The sequence below is a fragment of the Pseudomonas sp. GM41(2012) genome, assembly GCF_000282315.2.
Taxonomy (GTDB): Bacteria; Pseudomonadota; Gammaproteobacteria; order Pseudomonadales; family Pseudomonadaceae; genus Aquipseudomonas.
Window position 1 is genome coordinate 1,291,623 of record NZ_AKJN02000007.1, and the last position, 25,938, is coordinate 1,317,560.

General features: G+C 59.2%; 24 protein-coding genes. 11 read left to right on the plus strand and 13 right to left on the minus strand.

Annotated features, from left to right (window positions below; all coding sequences use genetic code 11):
• Window positions 1-74 precede the first annotated feature (74 nt).
• Window positions 75-1,625 (minus strand): nitric oxide reductase transcriptional regulator NorR, encoded by a 1,551-nt coding sequence (gene norR, locus PMI27_RS08710; protein ID WP_008147553.1) that lies wholly within the window; start codon window positions 1,623-1,625, stop codon window positions 75-77.
• Between the two features lie 156 nt (window positions 1,626-1,781).
• On the opposite strand from norR, the gene hmpA reads away from it, so the two are divergent.
• Entirely contained in the window at window positions 1,782-2,963 is a 1,182-nt protein-coding gene (gene hmpA, locus PMI27_RS08705) for an NO-inducible flavohemoprotein (protein WP_008147555.1), read from the plus strand.
• A gap of 144 nt (window positions 2,964-3,107) precedes the next feature.
• On the opposite strand, the gene PMI27_RS08700 is transcribed toward hmpA, so the two are convergent.
• The 5 genes from PMI27_RS08700 to PMI27_RS08680 form a co-directional block, all read right to left on the minus strand.
• Window positions 3,108-3,764 (minus strand): helix-turn-helix transcriptional regulator, encoded by a 657-nt coding sequence (locus PMI27_RS08700; RefSeq protein ID WP_008147556.1) that lies wholly within the window; start codon window positions 3,762-3,764, stop codon window positions 3,108-3,110.
• A 91-nt stretch (window positions 3,765-3,855) separates the two neighbouring features.
• Complete coding sequence (locus tag PMI27_RS08695; protein ID WP_008147558.1) at window positions 3,856-4,983, minus strand: NAD(P)/FAD-dependent oxidoreductase; 1,128 nt, start codon at window positions 4,981-4,983, stop codon at window positions 3,856-3,858.
• A 152-nt stretch (window positions 4,984-5,135) separates the two neighbouring features.
• A complete protein-coding gene (locus PMI27_RS08690; RefSeq protein WP_008147560.1) occupies window positions 5,136-6,083 on the minus strand; it encodes an ornithine cyclodeaminase family protein in 948 nt (315 codons plus the stop codon).
• Between the two features lie 140 nt (window positions 6,084-6,223).
• Window positions 6,224-7,711 (minus strand): ATP-dependent RNA helicase RhlB, encoded by a 1,488-nt coding sequence (gene rhlB, locus PMI27_RS08685; protein WP_008147563.1) that lies wholly within the window; start codon window positions 7,709-7,711, stop codon window positions 6,224-6,226.
• Window positions 7,712-7,809: 98 nt separating this feature from the next.
• Window positions 7,810-8,466 carry an alpha/beta hydrolase gene (locus PMI27_RS08680; protein ID WP_008147566.1) on the minus strand — a complete coding sequence of 219 codons (657 nt, stop codon included), beginning with the start codon at window positions 8,464-8,466 and terminating at the stop codon, window positions 7,810-7,812.
• Window positions 8,467-8,932: 466 nt separating this feature from the next.
• Here PMI27_RS08680 and PMI27_RS08675 point away from each other — a divergent pair, with 466 nt between their 5' ends.
• The 4 genes from PMI27_RS08675 to PMI27_RS08660 all read left to right on the plus strand — a co-directional run bounded on the left by PMI27_RS08675 (window position 8,933) and on the right by PMI27_RS08660 (window position 13,091).
• Complete coding sequence (locus PMI27_RS08675; protein ID WP_008147569.1) at window positions 8,933-9,961, plus strand: amino acid ABC transporter substrate-binding protein; 1,029 nt, start codon at window positions 8,933-8,935, stop codon at window positions 9,959-9,961.
• A gap of 65 nt (window positions 9,962-10,026) precedes the next feature.
• Window positions 10,027-11,208 carry an amino acid ABC transporter permease gene (locus PMI27_RS08670; protein ID WP_008147571.1) on the plus strand — a complete coding sequence of 394 codons (1,182 nt, stop codon included), beginning with the start codon at window positions 10,027-10,029 and terminating at the stop codon, window positions 11,206-11,208.
• Window positions 11,209-11,218: 10 nt separating this feature from the next.
• Entirely contained in the window at window positions 11,219-12,316 is a 1,098-nt protein-coding gene (locus tag PMI27_RS08665) for an amino acid ABC transporter permease (protein WP_008147573.1), read from the plus strand.
• A gap of 10 nt (window positions 12,317-12,326) precedes the next feature.
• Window positions 12,327-13,091: an amino acid ABC transporter ATP-binding protein gene (locus PMI27_RS08660; protein WP_008147575.1), complete on the plus strand. Its 765-nt coding sequence runs from the start codon at window positions 12,327-12,329 to the stop codon at window positions 13,089-13,091.
• Between the two features lie 66 nt (window positions 13,092-13,157).
• Here the strand turns inward: PMI27_RS08660 and PMI27_RS08655 are convergent, their stop codons facing one another.
• Window positions 13,158-13,640, minus strand: a complete 483-nt coding sequence (locus PMI27_RS08655; RefSeq protein WP_008147577.1) for a type II toxin-antitoxin system MqsA family antitoxin — start codon at window positions 13,638-13,640, stop codon at window positions 13,158-13,160.
• Complete coding sequence (locus PMI27_RS08650; RefSeq protein WP_008147580.1) at window positions 13,637-13,948, minus strand: type II toxin-antitoxin system MqsR family toxin; 312 nt, start codon at window positions 13,946-13,948, stop codon at window positions 13,637-13,639. The genes PMI27_RS08655 and PMI27_RS08650 overlap by 4 nt, the downstream gene beginning before the upstream one ends.
• A 167-nt stretch (window positions 13,949-14,115) precedes the next feature.
• On the opposite strand from PMI27_RS08650, the gene PMI27_RS08645 reads away from it, so the two are divergent.
• The 5 genes from PMI27_RS08645 (at window position 14,116) to PMI27_RS08625 (ending at window position 18,049) form a co-directional block, all read left to right on the plus strand.
• On the plus strand, window positions 14,116-14,775 hold the full coding sequence (locus tag PMI27_RS08645) for a FadR/GntR family transcriptional regulator (protein ID WP_008147581.1): 660 nt from the start codon (window positions 14,116-14,118) through the stop codon (window positions 14,773-14,775).
• Window positions 14,765-16,081, plus strand: a complete 1,317-nt coding sequence (locus PMI27_RS08640; protein ID WP_008147583.1) for a CynX/NimT family MFS transporter — start codon at window positions 14,765-14,767, stop codon at window positions 16,079-16,081. The genes PMI27_RS08645 and PMI27_RS08640 overlap by 11 nt, the downstream gene beginning before the upstream one ends.
• Window positions 16,082-16,193: 112 nt before the next feature.
• Window positions 16,194-16,664 carry a nuclear transport factor 2 family protein gene (locus tag PMI27_RS08635; RefSeq protein ID WP_008147584.1) on the plus strand — a complete coding sequence of 157 codons (471 nt, stop codon included), beginning with the start codon at window positions 16,194-16,196 and terminating at the stop codon, window positions 16,662-16,664.
• A gap of 40 nt (window positions 16,665-16,704) precedes the next feature.
• A complete protein-coding gene (locus PMI27_RS08630) occupies window positions 16,705-17,025 on the plus strand; it encodes a GIY-YIG nuclease family protein (protein WP_008147586.1) in 321 nt (106 codons plus the stop codon).
• Window positions 17,026-17,113: 88 nt separating this feature from the next.
• The gene (locus tag PMI27_RS08625) at window positions 17,114-18,049 is read left to right on the plus strand and encodes a glutathione S-transferase family protein (RefSeq protein WP_008147588.1); all 936 of its coding nucleotides are present in this window, start codon (window positions 17,114-17,116) and stop codon (window positions 18,047-18,049) included.
• Window positions 18,050-18,160: 111 nt separating this feature from the next.
• Here PMI27_RS08625 and PMI27_RS08620 read toward each other — a convergent pair whose 3' ends face one another.
• Both PMI27_RS08620 and yejK read right to left on the minus strand, forming a co-directional pair.
• Window positions 18,161-18,511 carry a glutaredoxin family protein gene (locus PMI27_RS08620; RefSeq protein ID WP_008147591.1) on the minus strand — a complete coding sequence of 117 codons (351 nt, stop codon included), beginning with the start codon at window positions 18,509-18,511 and terminating at the stop codon, window positions 18,161-18,163.
• Window positions 18,511-19,515, minus strand: coding sequence for a nucleoid-associated protein YejK (gene yejK / locus PMI27_RS08615; RefSeq protein ID WP_008147593.1), 1,005 nt, complete (start codon window positions 19,513-19,515; stop codon window positions 18,511-18,513). Before yejK ends, PMI27_RS08620 begins: the two co-directional genes overlap by 1 nt.
• Window positions 19,516-19,910: 395 nt before the next feature.
• On the opposite strand from yejK, the gene PMI27_RS08610 reads away from it, so the two are divergent.
• Window positions 19,911-20,192, plus strand: coding sequence for an HU family DNA-binding protein (locus tag PMI27_RS08610; RefSeq protein ID WP_007905514.1), 282 nt, complete (start codon window positions 19,911-19,913; stop codon window positions 20,190-20,192).
• Between the two features lie 214 nt (window positions 20,193-20,406).
• On the opposite strand, the gene rlmF is transcribed toward PMI27_RS08610, so the two are convergent.
• From rlmF to PMI27_RS08595, 3 genes are all read right to left on the minus strand, one after another.
• Window positions 20,407-21,429, minus strand: a complete 1,023-nt coding sequence (gene rlmF / locus PMI27_RS08605) for a 23S rRNA (adenine(1618)-N(6))-methyltransferase RlmF (RefSeq protein WP_008147596.1) — start codon at window positions 21,427-21,429, stop codon at window positions 20,407-20,409.
• A gap of 124 nt (window positions 21,430-21,553) precedes the next feature.
• Window positions 21,554-22,501, minus strand: a complete 948-nt coding sequence (locus tag PMI27_RS08600) for an IS110 family transposase (RefSeq protein ID WP_008156820.1) — start codon at window positions 22,499-22,501, stop codon at window positions 21,554-21,556.
• Window positions 22,502-22,872: 371 nt separating this feature from the next.
• Window positions 22,873-25,719 (minus strand): valine--tRNA ligase, encoded by a 2,847-nt coding sequence (locus PMI27_RS08595; protein ID WP_008151562.1) that lies wholly within the window; start codon window positions 25,717-25,719, stop codon window positions 22,873-22,875.
• Window positions 25,720-25,938 lie beyond the last annotated feature (219 nt).

The following is a 25,938-nucleotide window of genomic DNA, read 5'->3' on the forward strand; positions in this document are numbered from 1 at the left end:
TTTCACGACCGCTCCGCGGCCGAACGGGGGCAAGCCCCCTCGCCACAAGGATCCCATTCGCCACAATAATCGGGTTACTTCATGCCGAGGCGTTTGGCCATTCTTCCAAGATTCGCCCGATCCAAGCCTAGCTCACGCGCCGCACTCGCCCAATTGTTATGGTGCCGTTCCAGACAGGCGTTAATCAGTCGACGCTGATAATCCTCGGTCGCCGCCCGCAAGTCTCCCGAGACCAAAGCCGCAGGGCTGACAGGGACTGGCTCGGTCGCAAGCTCAACGCTGCCATTGGGCAAATCCAGATCCGCCGCGCTCAAACTCAGAATCTTCGGCCGCTCCTTGCAGTTACCCAGCGCCTTCAAGGCACTGCGGCCAATCAAGTGCTCCAGCTCCCGCACATTGCCCGGCCATGTGTACGCCAGCAATGCAGCCTGCGCATCGCTGGTCAGGCGCAGGCTGTTGAGGCCCATGCGAGAGCGGTTTTGCTCCAGAAAATAGCCACTGAGCAACAGCACATCCCGCCCACGATCACGCAGTGCTGGCACCAGCAACGGATAAACGCTGAGGCGGTGATAGAAGTCGGCCCGGTAGCGGCCGCTGCGCACTTCCTCGGCCAGGTCGCGGTTGGTCGCGGCGATCAGTCGTACGTCGACCAGATGCTCTTTATCCGACCCCAATCGCTGCAGCTGACCGCTTTGCAGGACGCGCAGCAATTTGGCCTGGACGGTCAGGGACAGTTCACCGACTTCATCGAGAAACAGCGTGCCGCCATTGGCCAGTTCAAACTTGCCGCGCCGATCGTTCATTGCGCCGGTGAAGGCGCCGCGGACGTGGCCGAATAGTTCGCTTTCAACCAGCGTGTCCGGCAGCGCGGCGCAGTTGAGGCTGATGATCGGCTTGTCGGCCCGGGGCGATGCGGCGTGGATGGCTTGGGCGACCAGTTCCTTGCCGACCCCGGTTTCGCCGGTGATCAGCACGGTAAGGTCGCTGCCGCCCACCAGATTGATTTCTTCCACCAGCCGTTTGTGGGCCTTGCTCTGGCCAATCATCTCGCGGTTCTGCTGGCCGCTGGCTTGTCGGTAAACCTCGGCCCGCTGATGTTCGTCTTCGACACGATTGGCCAGGCGTTCGATGCGCTCGGCGGCATTGACGGTGGCGGCGGCGAGGCTGGCGAAGGCCTCCAGGGCGTCCAGTTCGATCGGTTCGAAGCGCTCCGGATCGAGTGCGTCGAGGGTCAGTAAACCCCACGGGCGCTCATCGATAAACAGCGGGCAACCCATGCAGTCGTGGACTTCCAGATGCTCATCGAGGCCATCGACCAGTCCGTCGTAAGGGTCGGGCAAGTCGCTGTCGGCGGCGAAACGGGTCGGGCCGTGGCTGCTGAGCAGCGCTTCGAAACGCGGGTGTTCGCTGATTTTGAAGCGTCGACCGAGGGTGTCGGTGCTCAACCCGTCGACGGCCAGCGGCACCAACCATTCGCCATCAAGGCGCAGCAGGGCGGCAGCATCGCACGGGAGCAAGGCCCGCATGGCTTCGAGCAAGCGCCGATAGCGCTCACCTTCGGGGAGTTCGCGGGACAGGTCGGCGACCAGTGGCAGCAGGGTGGTGAGCAAGGCTTTTGCAGTCATAGTGACTCCATGTAGTCGGTATGACTATAAGTCAGTGTGTGTCGAAATGACTATAAAAAGTTTAACTAATTGATTTGTATGGTTTTATTTTCTGGCATGGAAACTGATAGGTATAAGGCAATCAGTTAGCAATCCAAGTAGATCAGGAGTCGCCTTATGCTTAGCGTTCAAGACCGTGCAATCGTCAAATCCACCGTGCCCTTGCTGGAAAGCGGTGGCGAAGCATTGATCACTCATTTCTACCGCATGATGCTGTCCGAATACCCGGAAGTACGCCCGCTGTTCAACCAGGCCCACCAGGCCAGCGGTGATCAGCCGCGTGCCCTGGCCAACGGTGTCTTGATGTATGCGCGGCACATCGACCAGCTCGATCAGTTGGGCGACCTGGTGGCCAAGATCATCAACAAGCACGTGGCCCTGCAAATCCTTCCGGAACATTACCCGATTGTCGGTTCCTGCCTGCTGCGAGCCATCTCAGAAGTGCTGGGTGAAGAGATCGCCACACCTGAAGTGATGGCTGCGTGGGGGGCGGCTTACGGTCAATTGGCCGACATCCTGATCGGCGCCGAAACCAGCATCTACGACCAGAAGGAACAGGCACCGGGCGGCTGGCGCGGGGCGCGGGAATTCATCGTGGTGGCCAAGGTCGACGAAAGCGAGGAAATCACCTCGTTCTACTTTGAACCAGCCGACAAAGGCCCGATTCTGGCGGCAGAGCCAGGCCAGTACATCGGCATGAAACTGATCCTCGATGGCGAAGAGATTCGTCGCAACTACTCGCTATCGGCCTTGGCCAACAAGGGCCAGTACCGGATCAGCGTCAAACGTGAAACCGGTGGCCGCGCCTCCAACCACCTGCACGATCATTTGCATGTGGGTTCCAGCATCCAGCTGTTCCCGCCATCGGGCGAATTCACCCTGACCGACAGCGACAAACCGTTGGTGCTGATCAGTGGCGGCGTCGGCATCACTCCGACCCTGGCAATGCTGGAAGCGGCGCTGGCGACCGAACGGCCGGTGCACTTTATCCATTGCGCACGTAACGGTAGCGTTCACGCCTTCCGCGACTGGATTGATGGCTTGGCCGCGCGTCACCCGCAACTCAAACGCTTTTATTGCTACGACGAAGATGATGGCGTGAGCCCGGCGGCGGACAAGGTTGGGTTGTTGAGCCAGGAGCAACTGGGCGAGTGGTTGCCGCAGCAGCGCGATCTGGACGCTTATTTCCTCGGTCCTAAAGGCTTCATGGCGGCGGTCAAGCGCCACCTGAAAGCGCTGGGTGTACCGGAGAAGCAAAGCCGTTACGAGTTCTTCGGGCCGGCTTCGGTTCTGGAGTAACCGCTTATTCTGTAGGAGCACGGCTTGCCCGCGATGGCGCTTTCACGACCGCCATCCATCTGTAGGAGCATGGCTTGCCCGCGATGGCGCCCTTGAGATCGCTATCGCCGGCAAGCCGTGCTCCTACAGGTAGATGGCGGTCTTTCAGCCCTTCAGTTCTTTCAAATGTTTGTATACCGTTGCCCGCCCCATGTTCAGCACGTTCGCCACATAGTTGGAGGCGCTTTTACCTTTGAAGGCGCCTTCGGCGTGCAGTGCCAGCACCAATTCGCGCTTATGGTCACGGGTCAGCAGGTTCAGGCTCAGCTGACGCTCGCGCAGCCAGGCGTGGAGGAAGGTGTTGATCCGCTCCTGCCAGTCATCGCGAAACAGCGATTCCGGTTGCGGAATCAACTTGCTCGGTGACAGGAACAGGTCCAGAGCGGCTTTGGCATTTTCGAACAACGAAATATTCAGATTGATGCACAGCACCGCCAGCGGACGACCTTCGCTGTCGCGCAGCACGCTGCTCAGGCTGCGAATCTTCTGACCATCCCAATTGAGCTTTTCGTACGGCCCAATATTTCGTTCGCTGACCTCTTCGCTGAGCATGTCCTCCAGCGACGAGTCATCACCGATTTCCCGTTTGGACAGGTTGTTGGCGATGTAATCGACCTTTTGGGTGCGCAGGTCGTGCAGCACCACCTCGGCGTGAGGAAAGAACAACGTGGCGATGGCATCGGCGATCGCACGGAAATTGTCCAGCGGCGAGCTCTTCAATGCAGAGTCATCAACGGCCGGTTCTTGTTCTTTGGCGTTCATAAAGTGGAGCTCCAGACAGCATCAGCGCCCGTCAAAAAAGGGCGCTGGAAGTTTGCCGCAATCGTGTCAGCACGTCACCTGCGTCCGAAAGTCAGCCCAGTCGAGCGGGGGAGAGCATCTGGGTGTTCAGACCGAAGCGAGTCAGTTGCTCGGGCAAGGCTTCACCGCGTACCAGTGCAGCGCTGGCCTGGCCCATGGCCGGCGAGGTCTGAATGCCATAACCGCCTTGTGCCGCTACCCAGAATAACCCCGGCACCTGTGGATCGAAACCGGACAGCAAATCACCGTCGCTCACGAAACTGCGCAAGCCGGCCCAGGTGCGGGTCGGACGGCGGATAGTCAGGGTGGTGGCTTCTTCGATCTGGTAGATGCCCATCGCAATGTCCAGCTCTTCGGGCTGCACGTCGTGCGGTTCCACCGGGTCGGCGTTGGCTGGCGAGCCGAGGAACATTCCGGCGTCGGGCTTCATGTAGAAGGATTCGTCGAGGCTGACCAGCATTGGCCAATGGTGGATGTCCACGCCCTCGGGGCCGGCGAAGATGAACGCCGCACGGCGCTTGGGTTGCAGGCCCAGCGGATTGGCACCGGCCAGCTCGCCGATTTTGTCGGCCCAGGCGCCTGCCGCGTTGATGACGATCGGGGCGCTGAAGGTCTGACCGCTGGTTTGTACTTGCCATACACCTTCGGCGTCGCGGGTCAGGCTCAGGACTTCGCTGTCGGTATGAACTTCGCCCTTGTTGCGTCGGATACCGCGCAGGTAACCCTGGTGCAAGGCATCGGTGTCGATGTCGCTGGCGGTCGGGTCGTAAATCGCACCATGGACTTTTTCCCGACGCAGGATCGGCAGGCGCACGCAGGCCTCTTCGGCGCTGAGCAGTTGCATCTCCGGCACCGTGGCTTTGGCGCTCAGGTATTGATTGTTCAGTTCGGCCGGGTCACCGGTGAAGTCCACGGTCATCTCGCCACGCGGGGTCAGCAGCGGGTGTTCGCAGAAACCGGCCGGCGGCGTGTCGAAGAAATCACGGCTGGCCTGGGTTAGCGCCCGAACCTGCGGTGTGCCATAGGCGGCGGTGAACAGTGCGGCCGAGCGTCCGGTGGAGTGGTAAGCCGGATGGGATTCGCGTTCGAGCACGATCACTCGGGCGTGCTGCGACAACCAGAAACCGGTGGAAGCGCCGGCAATCCCGCCGCCGATGATGATGAAATCTGCCTGGCTCATGAACGTCTCCTGATGGGGCGTAAATGCCGAAATGGTGGAATTCCCCTGTAGGAGCTGACGAGTGAAACGAGGCTGCGATCTTTTGACTTTGCTTTTTAAAGGCAAGATCAAAAGATCGCAGCCTTCGGCAGCTCCTACAGGGGTTTGTGGGGTTAGTGCTGTAGGCGGTAAAGGGCATTGGCCAGTGCAATGTCTTCCAGGCCCAGGCCAATGGAGCGGAAGAACACGTGACGGTCGTAGCCAGGGCGCTGCACTTTTTCGCTGAGCAGATCGGGCAGGTCGCCGATGATCGCGTTTTTGTCCCAGCCATGTTGTTCACCGGCAATCAGCATCTCGCCGGCCGAGCCCGGGGTGGTCAGACGATAGTCGCAGAACACTTGCATGTCATTGAGGCTCTGCGGCGGCACTTCGTGGGCACGTGGTGCGTTGGTGCTGATCGAGGTGATCAGCGCCGGTTTGCTCAAGCTTGACGGGTCGATCACCGGGCCTGCGGACGAGGTGCAGAGCATGATCACGTCGGCGTCTTGAACCGCTGCTTCACGACTATCGACGATGGTCAGGCGTGGATCGAGGCTTTTGAGCTGCGCCAATACCTCGGGATTCTTGTCGCTCAGGCTCGGCGAGTAGAGGCTGATGCTCTGCCAGTCGCGCAGGCCTTTGACGTAGTGCAAGTGCGCCTGGGCGACCTTGCCGCTGCCGATGATCGCCAGGCGCTGCGCCTTCAGCGGGGCGAGGGCATCGACCGCCACGGCGGTGGTTGCGGCGGTGCGTGCCGTGGTCAGTTCGCCGGCATCGCAGAGCAGCAACGGCTGGCCGGTCTGCATCGACATCAGCAGCGTCCAGGCGGTCACCAGCGGGCCTTGTTCGCGCACGATGTACGGCGAGGTCTTGACCCCGTAAACGCCGTCTTCGGCCAGCACGCCCAGGTAGTTGATGAAGTCGCCAGCGCCCTGCGGGAACTCCACCAGTTGCTGCGCCGGTTGCACAGCTTGCCCGGCGGCCAGGTCGCGGAACAGTTTGCGCAGGATCTGCGGCACGTCGACCTGCGCCAGCAGCTCGCGGGCCTGAGGTTGGGTGATCACGTAAGGCGTACTGGACATGGTCGGCTCCGGGAGCTGGAAGTAAACTAATTTGTCCATTATGGACTTTTAGTTGTCTCGAGCAAGCTCCTGTTGAAAAAAACCGGACGAAAAAAAAGCGCAGTCCGTTTCCGGCTGCGCCTCTTTTAATGCGACCCGCGTTACGGGCGCTTGCGCTCAACCGCCCGCAGCAGATGCGTCGGTGGTGTTTCGCAGCTGATCTTGCGACCCAGCAGCGCCTCGATGGACGGTAGCTGGTAGGAGTCGTCTTCACCGGCAAAACTGATGGACACGCCATCGGCGCCGGCACGACCGGTACGACCGATGCGATGCACATAGTCGTCCGGGACTTCCGGCAGGGTGAAGTTGATCACGTGGCTGATGCCGTCGATGTGAATGCCGCGACCGGCCACATCGGTGGCGACCAGGACGCGGATCTTGCCTTCGCGGAAACCTTCCAGAGTCTTGATGCGCTTGTGCTGCGGCACGTCGCCGGACAGTTGCGCGGCGTTGACGCCGTCACGCACCAGACGTTCTTCGATGCGCCGCACTTCATCCTTGCGGTTGGCAAACACCATCACCCGCTCCCAACCGTTGTCGTTGACCAGGTTGTAGAGCAGTTTGTATTTGTCGGCACCGGCGACGGCGTAGATGTGCTGCTCGACATTTTCGCTGGCCACGTTCTGCGACTCGATCTCGACGATCGACGGGTCGGTGGTCCATTGCTTGGCCAGGTTCATCACGTCTTCGGTGAAGGTCGCGGAGAACAGCAGCGTCTGACGCTCGTTCTTCGGCGGAGTCTGGCGAATGATCTGACGCACTTGTGGGATGAAACCCATGTCGAGCATCCGGTCGGCTTCGTCCAGGACCATGACTTCGACCATGTCCAGGTGCACGTCGCCACGCTGGTTGAAGTCCAGCAAGCGGCCCGGTGTGGCCACGAGGATGTCGCAATGACGGGCTTCGAGGTGCTTGAGCTGCTTGTCGAAGTCCATGCCACCAACGAACGTCATGACGTTGAGACCGGTGTATTTGGTCAGGTCGGCCGCGTCCTTGGCGATCTGCACCACCAGTTCCCGGGTCGGCGCGATGATCAGCGCCCGCGGTTCACCCATGTAACGCTCTTTCGGCGGCGGGGTTTCCAGCAACTGGGTGATGATTGAAATCAGGAATGCAGCGGTTTTGCCGGTGCCGGTCTGGGCGCGACCGATGGCATCTTTGCCGGCCAGGGTGAAGCCGAGGACTTGTGCCTGGATCGGCGTGCAATACGGGAAGCCCAGGTCCTGGATGGCGTGCATCAGTTCGGGGGCGAGTTTGAAATCGTGGAAACGGGTTTTGCCTTCCTGGGGTTCGACGGCGAAGTCTTCGAGTTTCCAGGGGATAACCGGTGCTTTTGGCTTGGGTTCGCGACGCGGTCGGGCAGGTTTCGCAGCTTCGCTGCTCGGTTCTTCAGAGGCCTGGGCCTCAACGGGTTGGACGGCCGGTGTGGTGATCGGCTCGTGCTTCGGTACCGCTACGGTTGCGGTCCGGCCAGACTGATTACCGTCGGTGCGGTGGCTGGGATGGTGAGACGGAGCGCTGGAGACTGGCGCGAGCTGCTCAGTCTCGCTTTTACCGAACATTTTCTTGAGTGCTTTGAGCACGGTCATCTCATCAATTGGTTAAGGAATATACGCCGGGCAGTGTAATGCAAGAATCAGGCGCGGCGTAGTGGGATGGATCAATGGGCTGCTTTTCACATAAACAGTTAACGCAAGCGCTCGGCGAGCCAGACACCAATGTCGCGTATCTCCTCGGGTAACACTTCGTGGCCCATTGGGTATTCCTGCCATGTCACGGTGACACCATGCTGCTTTAAATACTCGTAGGCGGTGCGGCCCATGGAGTTTTGAACGACGTCATCGTACTGGCCGTGCAAAGACAGCACGGGAATGCGCTGCTGGCTGGCGGAAAGCTCCAGTTCATCGCTGAAGGTCGGTGCATAGGTCGAGAGGGCAAGTACGCCACCCAGCGGTCCCTGCCATTTCAGAAATGCGGTGTGTAACGCCACCGCGCCACCTTGGGAAAAACCTGCCAGGAATATCCGCGAGGCGTCTATTCCGATGGCGCGCTCCACTTCGATCAAATTGACGATCCTCTGCGCCGACTCTTCCAGCTGCTCGCGGTTGATCGCGCGCGCGGGGCTCATGGCCAATATGTCGTACCAGCTCGGCATCTCGTAACCACCATTGATGGTCACCGCGCAGGTCGGTGCCTGGGGCAGAACGAAGCGAGTGGTCAGCAGGGTTTCCTGCAGCGCTTCGGCCACCGGCAGAAAGTCGTAGCGATCGGCACCCAGGCCGTGCAGCCAGATAACGCAGGCGTCTGCGGGCTTGACGGGCTGAAGAATCAAGGGCTCGGTCATGGTTGCTCCAATATTGTGCAGGCGCTCTCATTGAGTGCGAGGTCTGAGGGCGTGCCTGGTTGATCAGTTAAGAAGATGTCGCAAGGCTACAAGTTTTGCTATTGACCTGTCGCGCAATCGCTTCGGCGAGCGGTCTGGTACGGGCTTTGCTATGGGGAAACGGTGCAACCCATCTCGCGCCTTGCGGTAACACTATCAGTGTACTGCTGGCGGTGGGATAGCAAAGAATCCGGTGATGGATGTTCGCCAGTGGCCGCTACGGGCTTCGCGAACGTGAAAGGGCTACAGCCCGTTCGGCCGATTGGTGAGAAGTGAGTTGTCCATGATGTGGATTTTCTCCTACTAGACTCATAGCGCAGGTCTTACGTCGGTTGACCCCAAAAAAAGCCAACACGGGTCAACAACGCCTCATAAGGGTGCGACTGGACTCAGCTCCGACACAACAAGAGCAAAACTGGAGGTTTGAATGAAGATGTTGAAATCCACCCTGGCTATCGTGACTGCAGCCGCAGTACTCGGTGTCAGTGGGTTCGCTCAGGCGGGTGCAACCCTGGATGCAGTGCAGAAGAAAGGTTTCGTACAGTGCGGCGTAAGTGACGGTCTGCCGGGCTTCTCGGTTCCAGACTCCACTGGCAAGATCATCGGTATCGATGCTGACGTCTGCCGCGCTGTGGCCGCTGCCGTATTCGGCGACGCGACCAAGGTCAAATTCAGCCAGTTGAACGCCAAAGAGCGCTTCACCGCGCTGCAGTCCGGCGAAATCGACGTGCTGTCGCGTAACACCACCTGGACCAGCTCCCGCGATTCGGGCATGGGTCTGGTGTTTGCTGGCGTGACGTACTACGACGGCATCGGCTTCCTGGTGAACAACAAGCTGGGCGTGAAGAGCGCTAAAGAGCTCGACGGCGCCACCATCTGCATTCAAGCCGGTACCACGACCGAGCTGAACGTTTCCGACTACTTCCGCGGCAACGGTCTGAAATACACCCCGATCACCTTCGACACCTCCGATGAAAGCGCCAAGTCGCTGGAATCCGGTCGTTGCGACGTGCTGACCTCCGACAAATCCCAGCTCTACGCACAACGCAGCAAGCTGGCGACCCCGACCGACTACGTCGTTCTGCCGGAAACCATCTCCAAGGAGCCTCTGGGCCCTGTCGTGCGTAAAGGCGACGAAGAGTGGTTCAGCATCGTCAAGTGGACCCTGTTCGCGATGCTCAATGCTGAAGAAATGGGTATCACCCAGAAAAACGTTGAAGCTGAAGCCAAATCCACCAAGAACCCGGACGTCGCTCGTCTGCTGGGCGCTGACGGTGAATACGGCAAAGACCTGAAAGTGAAGAAAGACTGGGTCGTGCAGATCGTCAAGCAAGTGGGTAACTACGGTGAAGTGTTCGAGAAAAACCTCGGCAAAGGCACTCCACTGGCCATCGACCGCGGGCTGAACGCTCTGTGGAACAACGGCGGCATTCAATACGCACCACCAGTGCGCTGATGGTTCTATCACCCGGTGGGCCAACCACCGGGTGATGTTCTGTTCCATTATTTGCGGGGCACTTCATGCAAAATTCAATCGGCGCACCAAAGCAGAGGCTCAGCCTCAGCGATCCAAAAGTGCGTGCGTGGCTGTTTCAGATCATCACCATTGTGGCGGTGGTCTCGATGGGCTGGTATCTGTTCGACAACACGCAGACCAACCTTCAACACCGGGGCATTACCTCCGGTTTCAGCTTTCTGGAGCGCAGTGCCGGTTTCGGCATCGCTCAACACCTGATCGACTACACCGAATCGGACAGCTATGCCCGGGTGTTTGTCATCGGCCTGCTCAACACGCTGCTGGTGACCTTCATCGGCGTGATCCTGGCGACGATCCTCGGGTTCATCGTTGGTGTGTCACGGCTGTCGAAGAACTGGATCATTGCCAAGCTGGCGACGGTGTATGTAGAGGTTTTCCGTAACATTCCGCCGCTGCTGCAAATCCTGTTCTGGTACTTCGCGGTGTTCCTGACCATGCCGGGGCCACGCAACAGCCATAACTTCGGCGACACCTTCTTTGTCAGCAGTCGGGGCCTGAACATGCCGGCCGCGTTGACGGCGGATGGTTTCTGGCCGTTTGTGGTCAGCATCGTCGTGGCCATTGTCGCCATCGTGCTGATGAGCCGCTGGGCGACCAAACGCTTCGAAGAGACCGGCGTACCGTTCCACAAGTTCTGGGTGGGCCTGGCGCTGTTCCTGGTGATCCCTGCGCTGTGCGCATTGATCTTCGGCGCGCCGCTGCACTGGGAAATGCCGAAGCTGCAAGGCTTCAACTTCGTCGGTGGCTGGGTACTGATCCCGGAGCTGCTGGCGCTGACCCTGGCCCTGACGGTGTACACCGCGGCGTTTATCGCCGAGATCGTGCGTTCGGGCATCAAGTCGGTCAGCCACGGCCAGACGGAAGCGGCGCACTCGTTGGGGTTACGCAACGGTCCGACCCTGCGCAAGGTGATCATCCCGCAAGCCCTGCGCGTGATCATTCCACCGCTGACCAGCCAATACCTGAACCTGGCGAAGAACTCCTCGCTGGCGGCCGGTATCGGTTATCCGGAAATGGTTTCGTTGTTTGCCGGTACGGTGCTGAACCAGACCGGGCAGGCGATCGAGGTGATTGCTATCACCATGAGCGTGTACCTGGCGATCAGTATCAGCATTTCCCTGCTGATGAACTGGTACAACAAGCGCATTGCGCTGATCGAGCGGTAAGGAAAAGCGCATGACGACTCATACTTTCAAACCTGACATGCCGCCCCCGAACCGCAGTATCGGTGTCGTGGCGTGGATGCGCGCCAACATGTTCTCCAGCTGGCTCAACACCCTGCTGACCCTGTTTGCGTTCTACCTGATCTACCTGGTGGTTCCACCGATCCTGAGCTGGGCGATCCTCGATGCCAACTGGGTCGGCACCACGCGCGCCGATTGTACGAAGGACGGCGCCTGCTGGGTGTTCATCCAACAGCGCTTCGGCCAGTTCATGTACGGCTACTATCCGACAGACCTGCGCTGGCGTGTGGACCTGACCGTGTGGCTGGCGGTCATCGGCGTGGCACCGCTGTTTATCCCGCGCTTTCACCATAAAGCGGTATATGGGCTGAGCTTCCTGGTGCTGTACCCGATCGTTGCGTACTTCCTGTTGCATGGCGGCCTCTTCGGTCTGAGCACCGTGGCGACCAGTCAGTGGGGCGGGCTGATGCTGACTCTGGTGATCGCCACTGTCGGTATTGCCGGTGCATTGCCGCTGGGTATTGTCCTTGCGTTGGGCCGTCGTTCGAACATGCCGGCGATTCGCGTGGTCTGCGTGACTTTCATCGAATTCTGGCGCGGCGTACCGTTGATCACGGTGCTGTTCATGTCCTCGGTGATGCTGCCGTTGTTCCTGCCTGAAGGCATGAACTTCGACAAATTGCTGCGGGCACTGATCGGCGTGATCCTGTTCCAGTCGGCGTACGTCGCCGAAGTGGTGCGCGGTGGTCTGCAAGCGATTCCCAAAGGTCAGTACGAAGCGGCTGCTGCGATGGGCCTCGGCTACTGGCGCAGCATGGGCCTGGTGATTCTGCCGCAAGCCCTGAAGCTGGTGATCCCCGGCATCGTCAACACCTTCATTGCGCTGTTCAAGGACACGAGTCTGGTGATCATCATCGGCCTGTTCGACTTGCTCAACAGCGTCAAACAAGCCGCCGCCGACCCGAAATGGTTGGGCATGGCCACCGAAGGCTATGTGTTCGCGGCCCTGGTGTTCTGGATTTTCTGTTTTGGTATGTCGCGCTATTCCATGCATCTGGAACGCAAGCTCGACACTGGCCACAAGCGTTAGGAGTTCTGTAATGAGCGAAGCAATCAAAAAGCCTGTGAGCCCTGAAGGCATTATTCAGATGCAGGGCGTGAACAAGTGGTACGGCCAGTTCCACGTGTTGAAAGACATCAACCTGAACGTTAAACAGGGCGAGCGTATCGTCCTGTGCGGCCCGTCGGGTTCCGGCAAATCCACCACCATTCGTTGCCTCAACCGTCTGGAAGAACACCAGCAGGGCCGCATCGTGGTCGATGGCGTGGAGCTGACCAACGACCTCAAGCAGATCGAATCGGTACGCCGTGAAGTCGGCATGGTGTTCCAGCACTTCAACCTGTTCCCGCACCTGACCATCCTGCAGAACTGCACCCTGGCGCCGATGTGGGTGCGCAAGATGCCCAAGCGCAAGGCCGAAGAAATCGCCATGCATTACCTGGAACGCGTCCGCATTCCGGAGCAGGCGCATAAATTCCCGGGGCAATTGTCCGGCGGTCAGCAACAGCGTGTGGCGATTGCCCGTGCCCTGTGCATGAAACCGAAAATCATGCTGTTCGACGAACCGACCTCGGCACTCGACCCGGAGATGGTGAAAGAGGTTCTCGACACCATGATCGGCCTGGCCGAAGACGGCATGACCATGCTCTGCGTGACCCACGAGATGGGCTTCGCCCGCACCGTGGCCAACCGTGTGATCTTCATGGACAAGGGTGAAATCGTCGAACAGGCTGCGCCGAACGACTTCTTCGATAACCCGCAGAATGAACGTACCAAGCTGTTCTTGAGCCAGATCCTGCATTGATTGGCGCTTGGCAGTGAAATAAACCCGGACAGTGTTCCGGGTTTATTTTTGTCTGGGTTTTGTGAGTCAGGAAGCAAGCGCGGCTTGGCGCTCCTGATCGAGGCTCGTTAATAAATGGCGCAAATCTGCACCTTCGCAAAGTGCTTGCACGTCATCCAGCAGGTGTGGGTGTCGATCCAGTAAGCGCATCAGCATAAATAGAGGCTGAGGCGGCGCCAGCTCGGCGCGCTCGTAGCGGGAAAAAGCATTGTGGCCGCCGCCGGAAAGTAATTTCACCGCTTCTTTCTGCGAGAGTTTCAGCTTGCGACGGATACGCTTCATCTCGGAAGCCATGAGTTGATGGCAATCGATCAGCAGTTGATCACTAGCCTCTGAGTATCGCTCGGCGCTGCCGTCATCGAATTCGATTTCACCGCAGACCCGACACTCGTAGCCTGAAATGTCGCCTATCTGACGTGTCATCTTTTTGAAATCGATAGTGAAGCTACGCCCTTCGAAATGCTGCAACCCATCATGAGTACCGCAGCTGAAACATTGCTTTCCATTCATGCGTCTTTCTCCTTGAAGGAGATTACCGGAGGCCCACCACCGGGGCGGTAAGTCACTTTGATGTAAATCTCCAGACCGTGAGTCTTCATGTGATAAACGTCCTGCCAGATCCGGTGATCGGCAAAGGTCGTCATCGACTTGTACAACATTCTGTTTTCCAGCGCGCAGACGACTTGCAGCATTTGGGAAAGGCTTAAATCCATTCGCCGGCCGCCTTCCCGTGCTGCACCGGTAAATGCCTTTGTCCCTAATCTGACAATCTCCGCCTTGACCACTGACAAGTCGAAGTGGGGTGTGTTCTTTTCCATAAGAAGCCGCTTGCCCTGTCCCTAAAATTACCCTTAAAGGGTAATTTTGACTAATCGAAAATCCCGCTCCTTCTCCTGCCCTTTGAACTTAGGCGGTTGCCGTCCTACGTGTAGCTGACTAACATGTCAGAAAATTCATCCTATGATTGGATGAAAGGGCGAATCCAATGTCAGAAATTTCTCCACTCATAAAGCGGTCCCTGGTCGATCAGGCCCTGGACCAGTTACGCCTGCGTATTACAGAAGGCGTCTGGACGGTCGGCCAGCGTTTACCCACCGAACCCGAGCTGTCCGCCGAGCTGGGCATCAGCCGCAATACCGTGCGTGAAGCCATGCGCGTATTGGCGTTTTCCGGGTTGATCGAAATCCGTCAGGGCGACGGCAGCTATCTGCGGGCGGTGGTCGATCCGCTCGACACCATGAAGGCGTTGTCCCGCTGCTCCCATGAACAGGCCCGGGAAACCCGGCACATTCTGGAAGTCGAGGCCATCGGCCTCGCCGCGTTGCGTCGTACCGACGAAGACCTGGTGGCATTGCGCGAGGCGTTGGGTGTCAGCGGCAGCCACTATCACGGCGATCTCGACACGTATATCGCCTGCGATCTGGTGTTCCACCGGCGTTTGGTGGACGCCGCGCACAACCCGACCCTCAGCGAGCTGTATCGCTATTTTTCCAGCGTCATCGGTGCGCAGTTGCGCGAAACCCTGAACATTTCCCCCCGACGCCAAGAGGTGTTCGACCTCCATATCGAACTGCTTGATGCCGTCGAGCAACGCGACCCGGAACGGGCCAAAGCCCTGTCGAGGCAGTTGATCAATGAACCTTGAAACCGAGAACCCCATGTCCAGCCAGCAGGTCGACAACAGCAGCATTCCCCAAGCCAAGCGCACGGCGGAGCTCGAAGAGCTGCTGATCGACGCCGAGGCGGATGATGAACAGGTCCAGCAAAGTCACCCGATCCTGCGGCGGCCGTGGCTGCTGTTGCTGGGCCTGATTCTGGTGGCGCTGAACCTGCGCCCGGCGCTGTCGAGCATGGCGCCGATGCTCAGCGAGGTGTCGAAAACCCTCGGTTTGTCGGCAGCCCAGGCCGGTTTGCTGACGACGTTGCCGGTGCTGTGCCTCGGCTTGTTTGCACCGCTGGCGCCCGTGCTGGCCCGACGTTTCGGCGCCGAGCGAGTGGTGCTGGGCATTCTCTTGATGTTGGCCGGCGGGATCATCCTGCGCAGTTCGCTCGGCGAGATCGGTCTGTTTGCCGGCAGCGTGCTGGCGGGCGCGAGCATCGGCGTGATCGGCGTATTGCTGCCCGGCATCGTTAAACGCGACTTTGCCAAACACGCGGGCACCATGACCGGCGTCTACACCATGGCCCTGTGCCTGGGGGCGGCGATGGCCGCGGGCGCGACCGTGCCGTTGAGCGAGCATTTCGACAAGAGCTGGGCCTTGGGCCTCGGTTTCTGGGTGGTTCCGGCATTGGTCGCGGCGATTTTCTGGTTGCCACAAGTCGGGCAGAAACACGGCGCGCACAACGTCGCGTATCGGGTTCGCGGCCTGTTGCGTGATCCACTTGCCTGGCAAGTGACGCTCTACATGGGCCTGCAATCCTCACTGGCCTACATCGTGTTCGGCTGGTTGCCGTCGATCCTGATCGGTCGCGGCCTGACGCCGACCCAGGCGGGGCTGGTGCTGTCAGGCTCGGTCATCGTTCAGTTGGCAAGTTCACTGGCGGCGCCATGGCTGGCGACGCGTGGCAAGGATCAGCGTCTGGCGATCGTCATCGTCATGCTGCTGACCCTTGGCGGCTTGTTCGGTTGTCTTTACGCACCGATCGACGGCTTGTGGGGCTGGGCGATCCTGCTGGGTCTGGGGCAGGGCGGTACGTTCAGTCTGGCGTTGACCCTGATCGTGCTGCGTTCGCGGGACGCCCATGTCGCGGCGAACCTGTCGAGCATGGCCCAGGGCTTCGGTTACACCCTGGCGTCCATGGGGCCGTTCGCGGTTGGCATCGTGCATGACTGGACCGGTGGCTGGAACGCCTTGGGCTGGATATTCGGCATCATCGGCCTTGGGGCGATCATCGCCGGCCTTGGCGCTGGACGTTCGCTGTACGTCCAGGTCGAAAGCGAAAAGGTCTGACAGCCGCACACTGTCGGTATTCGGCTCACGAATGCCGATAGTGTTTCGCGCCTTTGTTGACTATCGTGCAGGCAAACTTTTGAAGCCACTTTGCACATCAGGGAGCCTGTCCATGAGTGATGCCCACAACGCATTGATCACCCAGTTCTACCAAGCCTTCCAGCGGCTGGATGCCGAGGCCATGAGCGCCTGCTATACCGACGACGTGGTGTTCAGTGATCCGGCGTTCGGCGAACTTCGCGGCCGCGATGCAGGCGACATGTGGCGGATGCTCACTACTCGGGCCAAGGATTTTTCCCTGACGTTCGATAACGTGCGCAGCGATGAGCGCACGGGCGGCGCCCATTGGGTGGCGACGTACCTGTTCAGTCAGACCGGCAACACCGTGGTCAACGACATTCAGGCGCGCTTCGTTTTTCGCGACGGCAAGATTTGCGAGCATCACGACAGCTTCGATCTGTGGGGCTGGTCCCGACAGGCGCTGGGTTTCAAAGGGCTGTTGTTGGGCTGGACGCCAGTGGTGAGAAACGCCGTGCGCGCTCAAGCCTTGAAGGGGCTGAAGGCATTCCAGGCCAGTCGCTGATAAGATCGCGGCTTGTTTCCTTTCAAGCCTTGATCGTCACGTGAACAGCGCCAGCGAATCTTCCGTCATTGCCGCCGAACCGTCGCTGCCTGTCAGCAAACCCTGGTTCGTCTACCTCGTTCGCGCGGCCAATGGTTCGCTCTACTGCGGGATCAGCGATGATCCCGTGCGCCGCTTCGCCACTCACCAGCGTGGTAAGGGCGCACGCTTTTTTCTCTCCAGCCCTGCCGTGGCATTGGTTTACACCGAAGCCTGCCGCGATAAAAGCGAAGCGCTGCGTCAGGAACGGCTGATCAAAAAACTCAAGAAAAGCGCCAAGGAATGCTTGGTGGCGAGTGCCGCTGCGGGCTTATCAATCTGACTGATAAGTGCCCATCAGGCAGATCGGTGGGCTGCTCCGGAAATGCGCGCTAAGCTGCGGATTCCCAATCCGTGCGGCGGAGCCGAGCATGTCAGAGTTAATTCTTCATCATTACCCGACGTCCCTTTTCGCCGAAAAGGCCCGCTTGCTGCTGGGATTCAAGGGTCTGTCCTGGCGCTCGGTGAAGATCTCGCCGGTGATGCCAAAACCCGATCTGACCGCGCTGACCGGCGGTTACCGCAAGACGCCGGTGTTGCAGATTGGCGCGGATATCTATTGCGACACGTCGCTGATTGCCCGTCGGCTGGAGCAGGAAAAAGCCTTGCCGGCGTTCTTCCCGGAAGGCCAGGAAATGATCGCCGCGACCTTCGCCGCGTGGGCGGATTCGGTGGTGTTCCAGCACGCGGTCAGCCTGGTGTTTCAACCGGAATCGATCGCCGTGCGCTTTGCTAATATGCCGCCGGAAGCGATCAAGGCGTTTATTGCTGATCGCGCGGAGTTGTTCAGCGGTGGCAGCGCCACACGGTTGTCGGCTGAACAGGCCCGGCATCAGTGGCCGACCATCATGGCGCGTCTGGAGCAACAGCTTCAGCGCGAACAGGGCGACTTCCTGTTCGGCGAGCCGTCGATTGCCGACTTCGCCCTGGCCCATCCGTTGTGGTTCCTCAAGGCCGCGCCCGTCACGTCACCGTTGGTCGATGCTTATCCAGCGGTTTCGGCATGGCTGGGGCGCGTGTTGGGCTTCGGTCATGGCGCGTTCAGCGAGATGTCCTCCGAGGAGGCGCTGGAGGTTGCGCGCAATGCCACTCCGGCCGCATTGCCGGAGGAGCAATTCGACGAGCCGAATGGTTTTGAGGCCGGCCAGCAGGTGGTCATTGCCGCCATCGATTACGGCGTTGACCCGGTGGCGGGTGAGTTGCTGTTTGCAGGCAGTGAGGAATTGATTTTGCGTCGTGAAGACGAGCGGGGCGGTGTGGTACATGTGCACTTTCCGCGCTTTGGCTTCCGCATCGAAAAACGCTGAACCGTACTCCTGTAGGAGCATGGCTTGCCCGCGATGGCCGCGACTCGGTGTAACCGTCACACCGTGTAATCGTTCATCGCGGGCGAGCCATGCTCCTACAGGGATTTGTGTTTACTTCAGTGCGGCGAGAATGGTGTCCGGGTCATACCCGCGAATCAACGTCCCGTTCACATCGATGATCGGAATTCCGCTGCCACCCAGCACCTCGTAGGCCTTGCGCGCCTCGGCATCCTTCTCGATATCGAATTCCTTATAGGGAATTCCCTTCTGATCGAGAAAGCGCCGGGTCAGTTTGCAGTAACCGCACCATTCGGTGGCATAGAGCACGACGTTGGCCTTGGCCTGAGTCTGCTCGGACACCACCTGCGCTGGATGGAACACCCGCTCGATCTTGCCCCAGTTCTGGTAGACCACGACCACCAGCAGGATCAGCAGGAATTTCTTCAGTACGCCGCCGAGCATCAGTTACGTCGCTTGAGCTGATCGGTGAGCTGGGTCGGCAGACCTTTGATGATCAGCGTGCCGGCTTCTTCGTCGTATTCGATCTTCGAGCCCAGCAGGTGCGCTTCGAAGCTGATGGACAGGCCTTCGGCGCGGCCGGTGAAGCGGCGGAACTGGTTGAGGGTACGTTTATCGGCCGGGATCTCCGGCGACAGGCCGTAGTCCTTGTTGCGGATGTGATCGTAAAAGGCTTTCGGGCGCTCTTCGTCGATCAGCTCCGAGAGTTCTTCCAGGCCCATGGGTTCACCCAGTTTTGCCTGGCTGCTGGCGTAATCCACCAGGGTCTTGGTCTTCTCGCGGGCGGATTCTTCCGGCAGGTCTTCGCTTTCAACGAAGTCACTGAAGGCTTTGAGCAGGGTGCGGGTTTCGCCGGGGCCGTCGACGCCTTCCTGGCAGCCGATGAAGTCGCGGAAATACTCCGAAACCTTTTTGCCGTTCTTGCCTTTGATGAACGAAATGTACTGCTTGGACTGCTTGTTGTTCTGCCACTCGGACACGTTGATCCGTGCCGCCAGGTGCAGTTGGCCCAGATCCAGGTGCCGGGACGGGGTCACGTCCAGTTGATCGGTCACTGCAACGCCTTCACTGTGGTGTAGCAGGGCGATCGCCAGGTAGTCGGTCATGCCTTGCTGATAATGCGCAAACAGCACGTGGCCGCCCACAGAGAGGTTCGATTCCTCCATCAGCTTTTGCAGGTGTTCCACCGCCACCCGGCTGAACGCCGTGAAATCCTTGCCGCCATCGAGGTATTCCTTCAGCCAGCCGCTGAACGGATGCGCCCCGGACTCGGCATGGAAGAAACCCCAGGCCTTGCCTTGTTTGGCGTTGTAGCTCTCATTGAGGTCGGCAAGCATGTACTCGATAGCGCTCGACTCGGCCAGTTCGGAATCGCGAGCGTGGAGAACTGCGGGTGTGCCGTCGGGTTTTTTGTCGATCAGGTGGACGATGCAATGGCGGATCGGCATGGGCTTCTCGGCTGATTGAAGAGAGGAGGGCGTGCTCCCCCAAAAAGTGCCAAGTGTACCGCAACCACTGGTTTTGGCGCGGCACGAAGGGCAATTCGCAGGTGTCCGATGGCGCTTATGCTGTTTTTTACCGTTTTAGAACAATAAAGCTGACCAAATGGGTAGCTAGAGGCGGATATTTCCCCGTCTCTGTGCTAGTTTTGCCCGGTCTTACGCGAAGTCACTGCGTTAAGCGTGCATTCAGCATTTGTCAGGTCGAACCAAACCCTGATTTCGGTATCTATAACCCCGACTCGTCGCGGTTATGGCCGAGGGTGCCAGATCCAGAAGATCGGGCTCGATGGCTGACACTGCACTCTGCAATCCATATGAATTTGATAGGGAAGGAACACTACATGGCTCTTACTAAAGACCAACTGATCGCCGACATCGCTGAAGCTATCGACGCGCCAAAAACCACCGCGCGTAACGCTCTGGACCAACTGGGCCAAATCGTTGCTGATCAGCTGGAAAACGGCGGCGAAATCACTCTGCCAGGTATCGGCAAACTGAAAGTGACTGAGCGTCCTGCCCGTACCGGCCGCAACCCTTCGACTGGCGCTGCCATCGAAATCGCTGCCAAGAAAGTTATCAAGCTGGTTGTGGCCAAAGGCCTGACTGACGCTGTTAACAAGTAAGACGCAGTAAAAAAAAGCCGTGCTCCGGAGTGATCCGGGCACGGCTTTTTTGTGTCTGCGATTTAGCGATTGCCCCGCAAACACCACTAAACCAATTGTGGGAGCGAGCCTGCTCGCGATGGCTGCGTGTCAGTTAACGATGATGTCGACTGATACATCGCCATCGCCGGCAAGCCGGTCTCACTCCCACAGTTGATTTGTGTCGGTCAGTGACTCAGCTTTTCTTTACCCAGCGCTCGCGCCAGACCTGCTGCTCGGATTTGGTCTGGAAGGTCCAGGCGACGAAGCGGCTTTGCTTCTGGCCCTGAGACATTTCCACGACCTGGCTTTCCAATACACCGGCCTTTTTCAAGGCTGTCTTGATCGCCGGCAGGTTGGAGGCTTTCGAGACCAAGGTACTGAACCAAAGCACTTTGTGCTGGAAATGCGCGCTCTCGGCGATCAGTTGCGTCACAAACCGTGCTTCGCCACCTTCACACCACAATTCTGCCGATTGACCGCCAAAGTTCAGCACCGGCAGTTTGCGTTTTGGATCGGCACGGCCCAGCGCGCGCCATTTACGCTCGCTGCCCTTGGTCGCTTCGTCCATCGAGGCGTGGAATGGCGGGTTGCACATGGTCAGGTCAAAGCGTTCGCCGGGTTCGAGCAGGCCCAGCAGAATGTGCTTGGGATTGCTTTGCAGGCGCAACTGGATCGCTTTGTTCAGCCCGTTGGACTGGACGATGGCTTTGGCGGCGGCCACGGCCGTCGGGTCGATTTCCGAGCCGAGGAAGTGCCAGCGATAGTCGCTGTAACCGATCAACGGATAGACGCAGTTGGCGCCCATGCCGATATCGAGCACCTTGACCGGCGCGCCGCGCGGGATCTCACCGTCGTTGACGCTGGCCAGCAGGTCGGCCAGGAAGTGCACGTAATCGGCACGGCCCGGAACCGGTGGGCAGAGGTAGTCGGCCGGGATGTCCCAATGGGCGACGCCGTAGAACGACTTGAGCAACGCACGGTTGAACACCCGCACTGCGTCCGGGCTGGCGAAGTCGATGCTTTCTTTGCCGTACGGGTTGATGATCACGAACTTCGCCAGTTCCGGCGTGGTTTTGATCAGCGCCGGGAAGTCGTAACGACCCTGATGGCGGTTGCGCGGGTGCAGGCTGGCCTTCTCGCGGGGCTCCACGGCTTTGGCCGGGGTGGCGGAATCAGGCTTTTTGCGCGCAGGGCGGGGTGTGCGGGGGGCGTTCATGGGTGTGGTCGATTCGGGTATGGCTAAAAGTGGCGGGTATTGTCCCACATCCAGCCGTTGTGAACCCAATTGTGACAAACAGCACAATCCCCCTGTGGGAGATTCTATGGTTGAGGGGAAGCCCTCAACTGACTTTCGGTTGGTATTCGTCCTGCCCCTTTAGCAGAGCGAATACCACCCGAGCGAGCTTTCGAGCCAGCATCACCAATGCTTGAGTGGTGCTGAAACCCCGAGCTCTTTGTTCTTGATAAAAATCTTTCCAGGCCTCGGTGCGACTCGCCGACATTGCCGCATTGTGCAGCAGCCGCCGAGCCTCCGGGTCACCGCGCTTGGTCAAACTGCGGCGGCCGTCTTTTTGCCCTGATTTTGATACCCGCAAATCCATTCCCAGAAAGGCGATAAAGGCATCCGCGTTTCTGAAGTCACCCCGCTGAAACGCCGTGATCAAACGCGCACCTGTCAAAAAACCAATGCCTTCCACTTTCAGACAGCGTTTTAACTGGCCCAGCAAACCGGCTTCTTTGAGCTGATCGTTGATCGTCTTCTCGATCAGCATCTCAAGCTGTTGCATGGACTTCACTTGTTCGGCAAAAGCGGTCTTGAGCAGCGGCTCATTGGCCCAGCTTTGCACCAGGCCGACCCTTGCCTGGACCAACGCCGCCCGGCGGCGGAAAAGACTCAGCAGCTGGCGGTATAGTGGGGATGGCGGGGTCCATGGGTGAAGCTCTTCATGTTCATTTTTCAGATACCGAGCAAGCAACTTGGCATCCAGTGCATCAGTTTTGGCACGGACCTTCACACCTTCGCGGTAATGCTTGAGTTCATAGCCGCCCACCATGTAAATCACGCATCCGGCCTCGTAGGCCAGATCGGCGAACTCCAAGTGGTAGATATTGGTGGCTTCGACGGCAATGGCCACCGTGCTCGGCAAGGCCTTCAACCACTTCTTGATGGCTGTTTTATTGTTGGGAATCTCTTCAAGCAGGCCCAGTTCGGCGTGATAAATCACCAACTCATTCTTGGCGACATCCACGCCCACGATCGGCTTTGAAGCAGAAACCGGCATTGCCATAGGATTTCCTCCGGGATATGGTTTTAAGCACTTGAAGGGCTCACCCAGGGGCGCAGGCTTGTTCCTATCGTCGGTCTAGGCCCGATGCATTCTTTATCGGCGCTTGGGTGAAAGGAGGAGGGGCGAACTCTCCCACGGTCTGTACTGCGTCAACAGTCAGAATCGAGCCTTGTCCCTTCTCCTCCCTTCAAGTCCTACCATACAAGCGAGCCTGCTCGCGATGGCGGCGAAACAGGCGACATCAATGTTGAATGTTATGGCCTCATCGCGAGCAGGCTCGCTCCCACAAGGGATTTGTGGTGCAGGGAGAAAGTGATGGGCACAAAAAAGGGAGGCCGTTTCGGGCCTCCCTCTTTCATTGCGATTTGCCGTTACAGGCTGGCAATCCGCGCATGCTGCTCGGCCAACTTGCCCAAAGCCTGTTCAGCTTCAGCCAGTTTGGCGCGTTCCTTCTCGATGACTTCGGCCGGGGCCTTGTCGACGAAACCGGCGTTAGACAGCTTGCCGCCCACGCGCTGAACTTCACCCTGCAGACGCAGGATTTCCTTGTCCAGACGCGCCAGTTCGGCGTCTTTGTCGATCAGTCCGGCCATCGGCACCAGCACTTCCATCTCGCCGACCAGTGCGGTGGCGGACAGTGGTGCTTCTTCGCCAGCAGCCAACACGGTGATCGATTCGAGGCGAGCCAGCTTTTTCAGCAGGGCTTCGTTCTCAGTGAGACGACGCTGATCTTCGGCGCTGACGTTTTTCAGGAACAGGTTCAACGGCTTGCCTGGACCGATGTTCATCTCGGCGCGAATGTTGCGCGTGCCAAGCATCAACGTCTTCAGCCACTCGATGTCATCTTCGGCGCCCTGATCAATGCGCGCTTCATTGGCCACTGGCCAAGGTTGCAGCATGATCGTCTTGCCTTCGATACCGGCCAGCGGCGCGATGCGCTGCCAGATTTCTTCGGTGATGAACGGCATGAACGGATGCGCCAGACGCAGCGCGACTTCCAATACCCGCACCAGCGTACGGCGGGTGCCGCGCTGACGTTCGACCGGCGCGTTTTCGTCCCACAGCACAGGCTTGGACAGTTCCAGGTACCAGTCGCAATACTGGTTCCAGATGAACTCGTACAAGGCTTGTGCAGCCAGGTCGAAGCGGAACTGATCGAGTTGACGGGTCACTTCGGCTTCGGTGCGTTGCAGCTGCGAAATGATCCAGCGATCCGCCAGCGACAGCTCGTAAGCTTCGCCGTTCTGACCGCAGTCTTCGCCCTTGTCCAGCACGTAGCGCGCGGCGTTCCAGATCTTGTTGCAGAAGTTGCGATAGCCCTCGACGCGGCCCATGTCGAACTTGATGTCGCGACCGGTGGACGCCAGCGAGCAGAAGGTGAAGCGCAGGGCGTCGGTGCCGTAGCTGGCGATGCCGTCGGCGAACTCGTCGCGGGTCTGCTTCTCGATCTTCTTCGCCAGTTTCGGCTGCATCATGCCGGAGGTGCGTTTCTGCACCAGGTCTTCGAGCTCGATGCCGTCGATGATGTCCAGCGGGTCCAGGACGTTGCCCTTGGACTTGGACATCTTCTGGCCCTGGCCATCTCGCACCAGGCCATGAACATAAACGGTCTTGAACGGAACCTGCGGCGTGCCGTCTTCGTTCTTCACCAAGTGCATGGTGAGCATGATCATCCGGGCAACCCAGAAGAAAATGATGTCGAAACCGGTCACCAACACGTCGGTGGAATGGAATTTCTTCAGGAATTCGGTCTGCTCAGGCCAGCCGAGCGTGGAGAAGGTCCACAGACCCGAACTGAACCAGGTGTCGAGAACGTCGTTGTCCTGTTGCAGTGCAACGTCCGGGCCGAGGTTGTGCTTGGCACGTACTTCGGCTTCGTCGCGACCGACGTAGACCTTGCCCGACTCGTCGTACCAGGCCGGAATCCGGTGGCCCCACCACAGCTGACGGCTGATGCACCAGTCCTGGATGTCGCGCATCCACGAGAAGTACATGTTTTCGTACTGTTTCGGCACGAACGCGATGCGGCCGTCTTCAACAGCAGCGATGGCTGGCTCAGCCAGTGGCTTGGTCGACACGTACCACTGGTCGGTCAGCCACGGCTCGATGATGGTGCCGGAACGGTCACCTTTAGGCACTTTCAGCGCGTGATCGTTGACGCTGACCAACAGGTCGGCGGTATCAAACGCTGCAACGATCTGCTTGCGCGCTTCGAAGCGATCCAGGCCGGCGTATTCGGCCGGGATCTTGCCGTCGATGCTTTCGTTGAGGGTGCCATCGAGGTTGAACACCTGACAGGCCGGCAATACAGCGGCGTTCTTGTCGAAGATGTTCAGCAGCGGCAGGTTGTGGCGCTTGCCGACTTCGTAGTCGTTGAAATCGTGGGCCGGGGTGATTTTCACGCAGCCGGTGCCGAATTCAGGGTCGCAGTAATCGTCGGCGATGATCGGAATGCGGCGGCCGACCAGCGGCAGCTCGACAAACTTGCCGATCAGGGCCTGGTAGCGTTCATCGTTCGGGTTAACGGCTACGGCGGCGTCGCCAAGCATGGTTTCCGGGCGAGTGGTCGCGACGATCAGGTAATCGTTGCCTTCAGCGGTCTTGGCGCCATCGGCCAGTGGGTATTTCAGGTTCCACAGGAAACCTTTCTCGTCGTGGTTTTCCACTTCGAGGTCGGAAATCGCCGTGTGCAACTTGGTGTCCCAGTTGACCAGGCGCTTGCCGCGGTAGATCAGGCCGTCTTCGTGCAAGCGCACAAAGGCTTCTTTCACGGCTTCCGAGAGGCCGTCGTCCATGGTGAATCGCTCGCGGCCCCAGTCCACGGACGAGCCAAGACGGCGGATCTGACGGCTGATGTTGCCGCCGGACTGATCCTTCCATTCCCAGACTTTCTCGAGGAATTTCTCACGGCCCAGATCGTGACGATTCTGGCCCTGGGCTTCGAGTTGACGCTCCACCAGCATTTGCGTAGCGATACCGGCGTGGTCGGTACCCGGCTGCCACAGGGTGTTGCGGCCCTGCATGCGGCGGAAACGGATCAGGGCGTCCATGATCGCGTTGTTGAAGCCGTGACCCATGTGCAGGCTGCCGGTGACGTTCGGCGGCGGGATCATGATGGTGTAGGACTCGCCCGCGCCTTGCGGGGCGAAGTAATTCTCTGACTCCCAGGTGTTGTACCAGGAAGTTTCAATGGCGTGCGGCTGGTAGGTCTTATCCATGCGCGGCGGGACCCTATTGGCATTTATTCAGGAAAAGCCGGCAAGTATAGCGGGGCATGGGGCGTAGGGCGAGCCGGGGTAGACCGGGCGCATCTCAAACTGTGGGAGCAAGCTTTTGTGGCGAGGGGGTTTAGCGAAACGTCGCACCGCCCCGTTCGGCTGCGAAGCAGTCGTTAAACCTGAGCATGCGGTCCGCCAGACACACCACGGTGGCAGGTT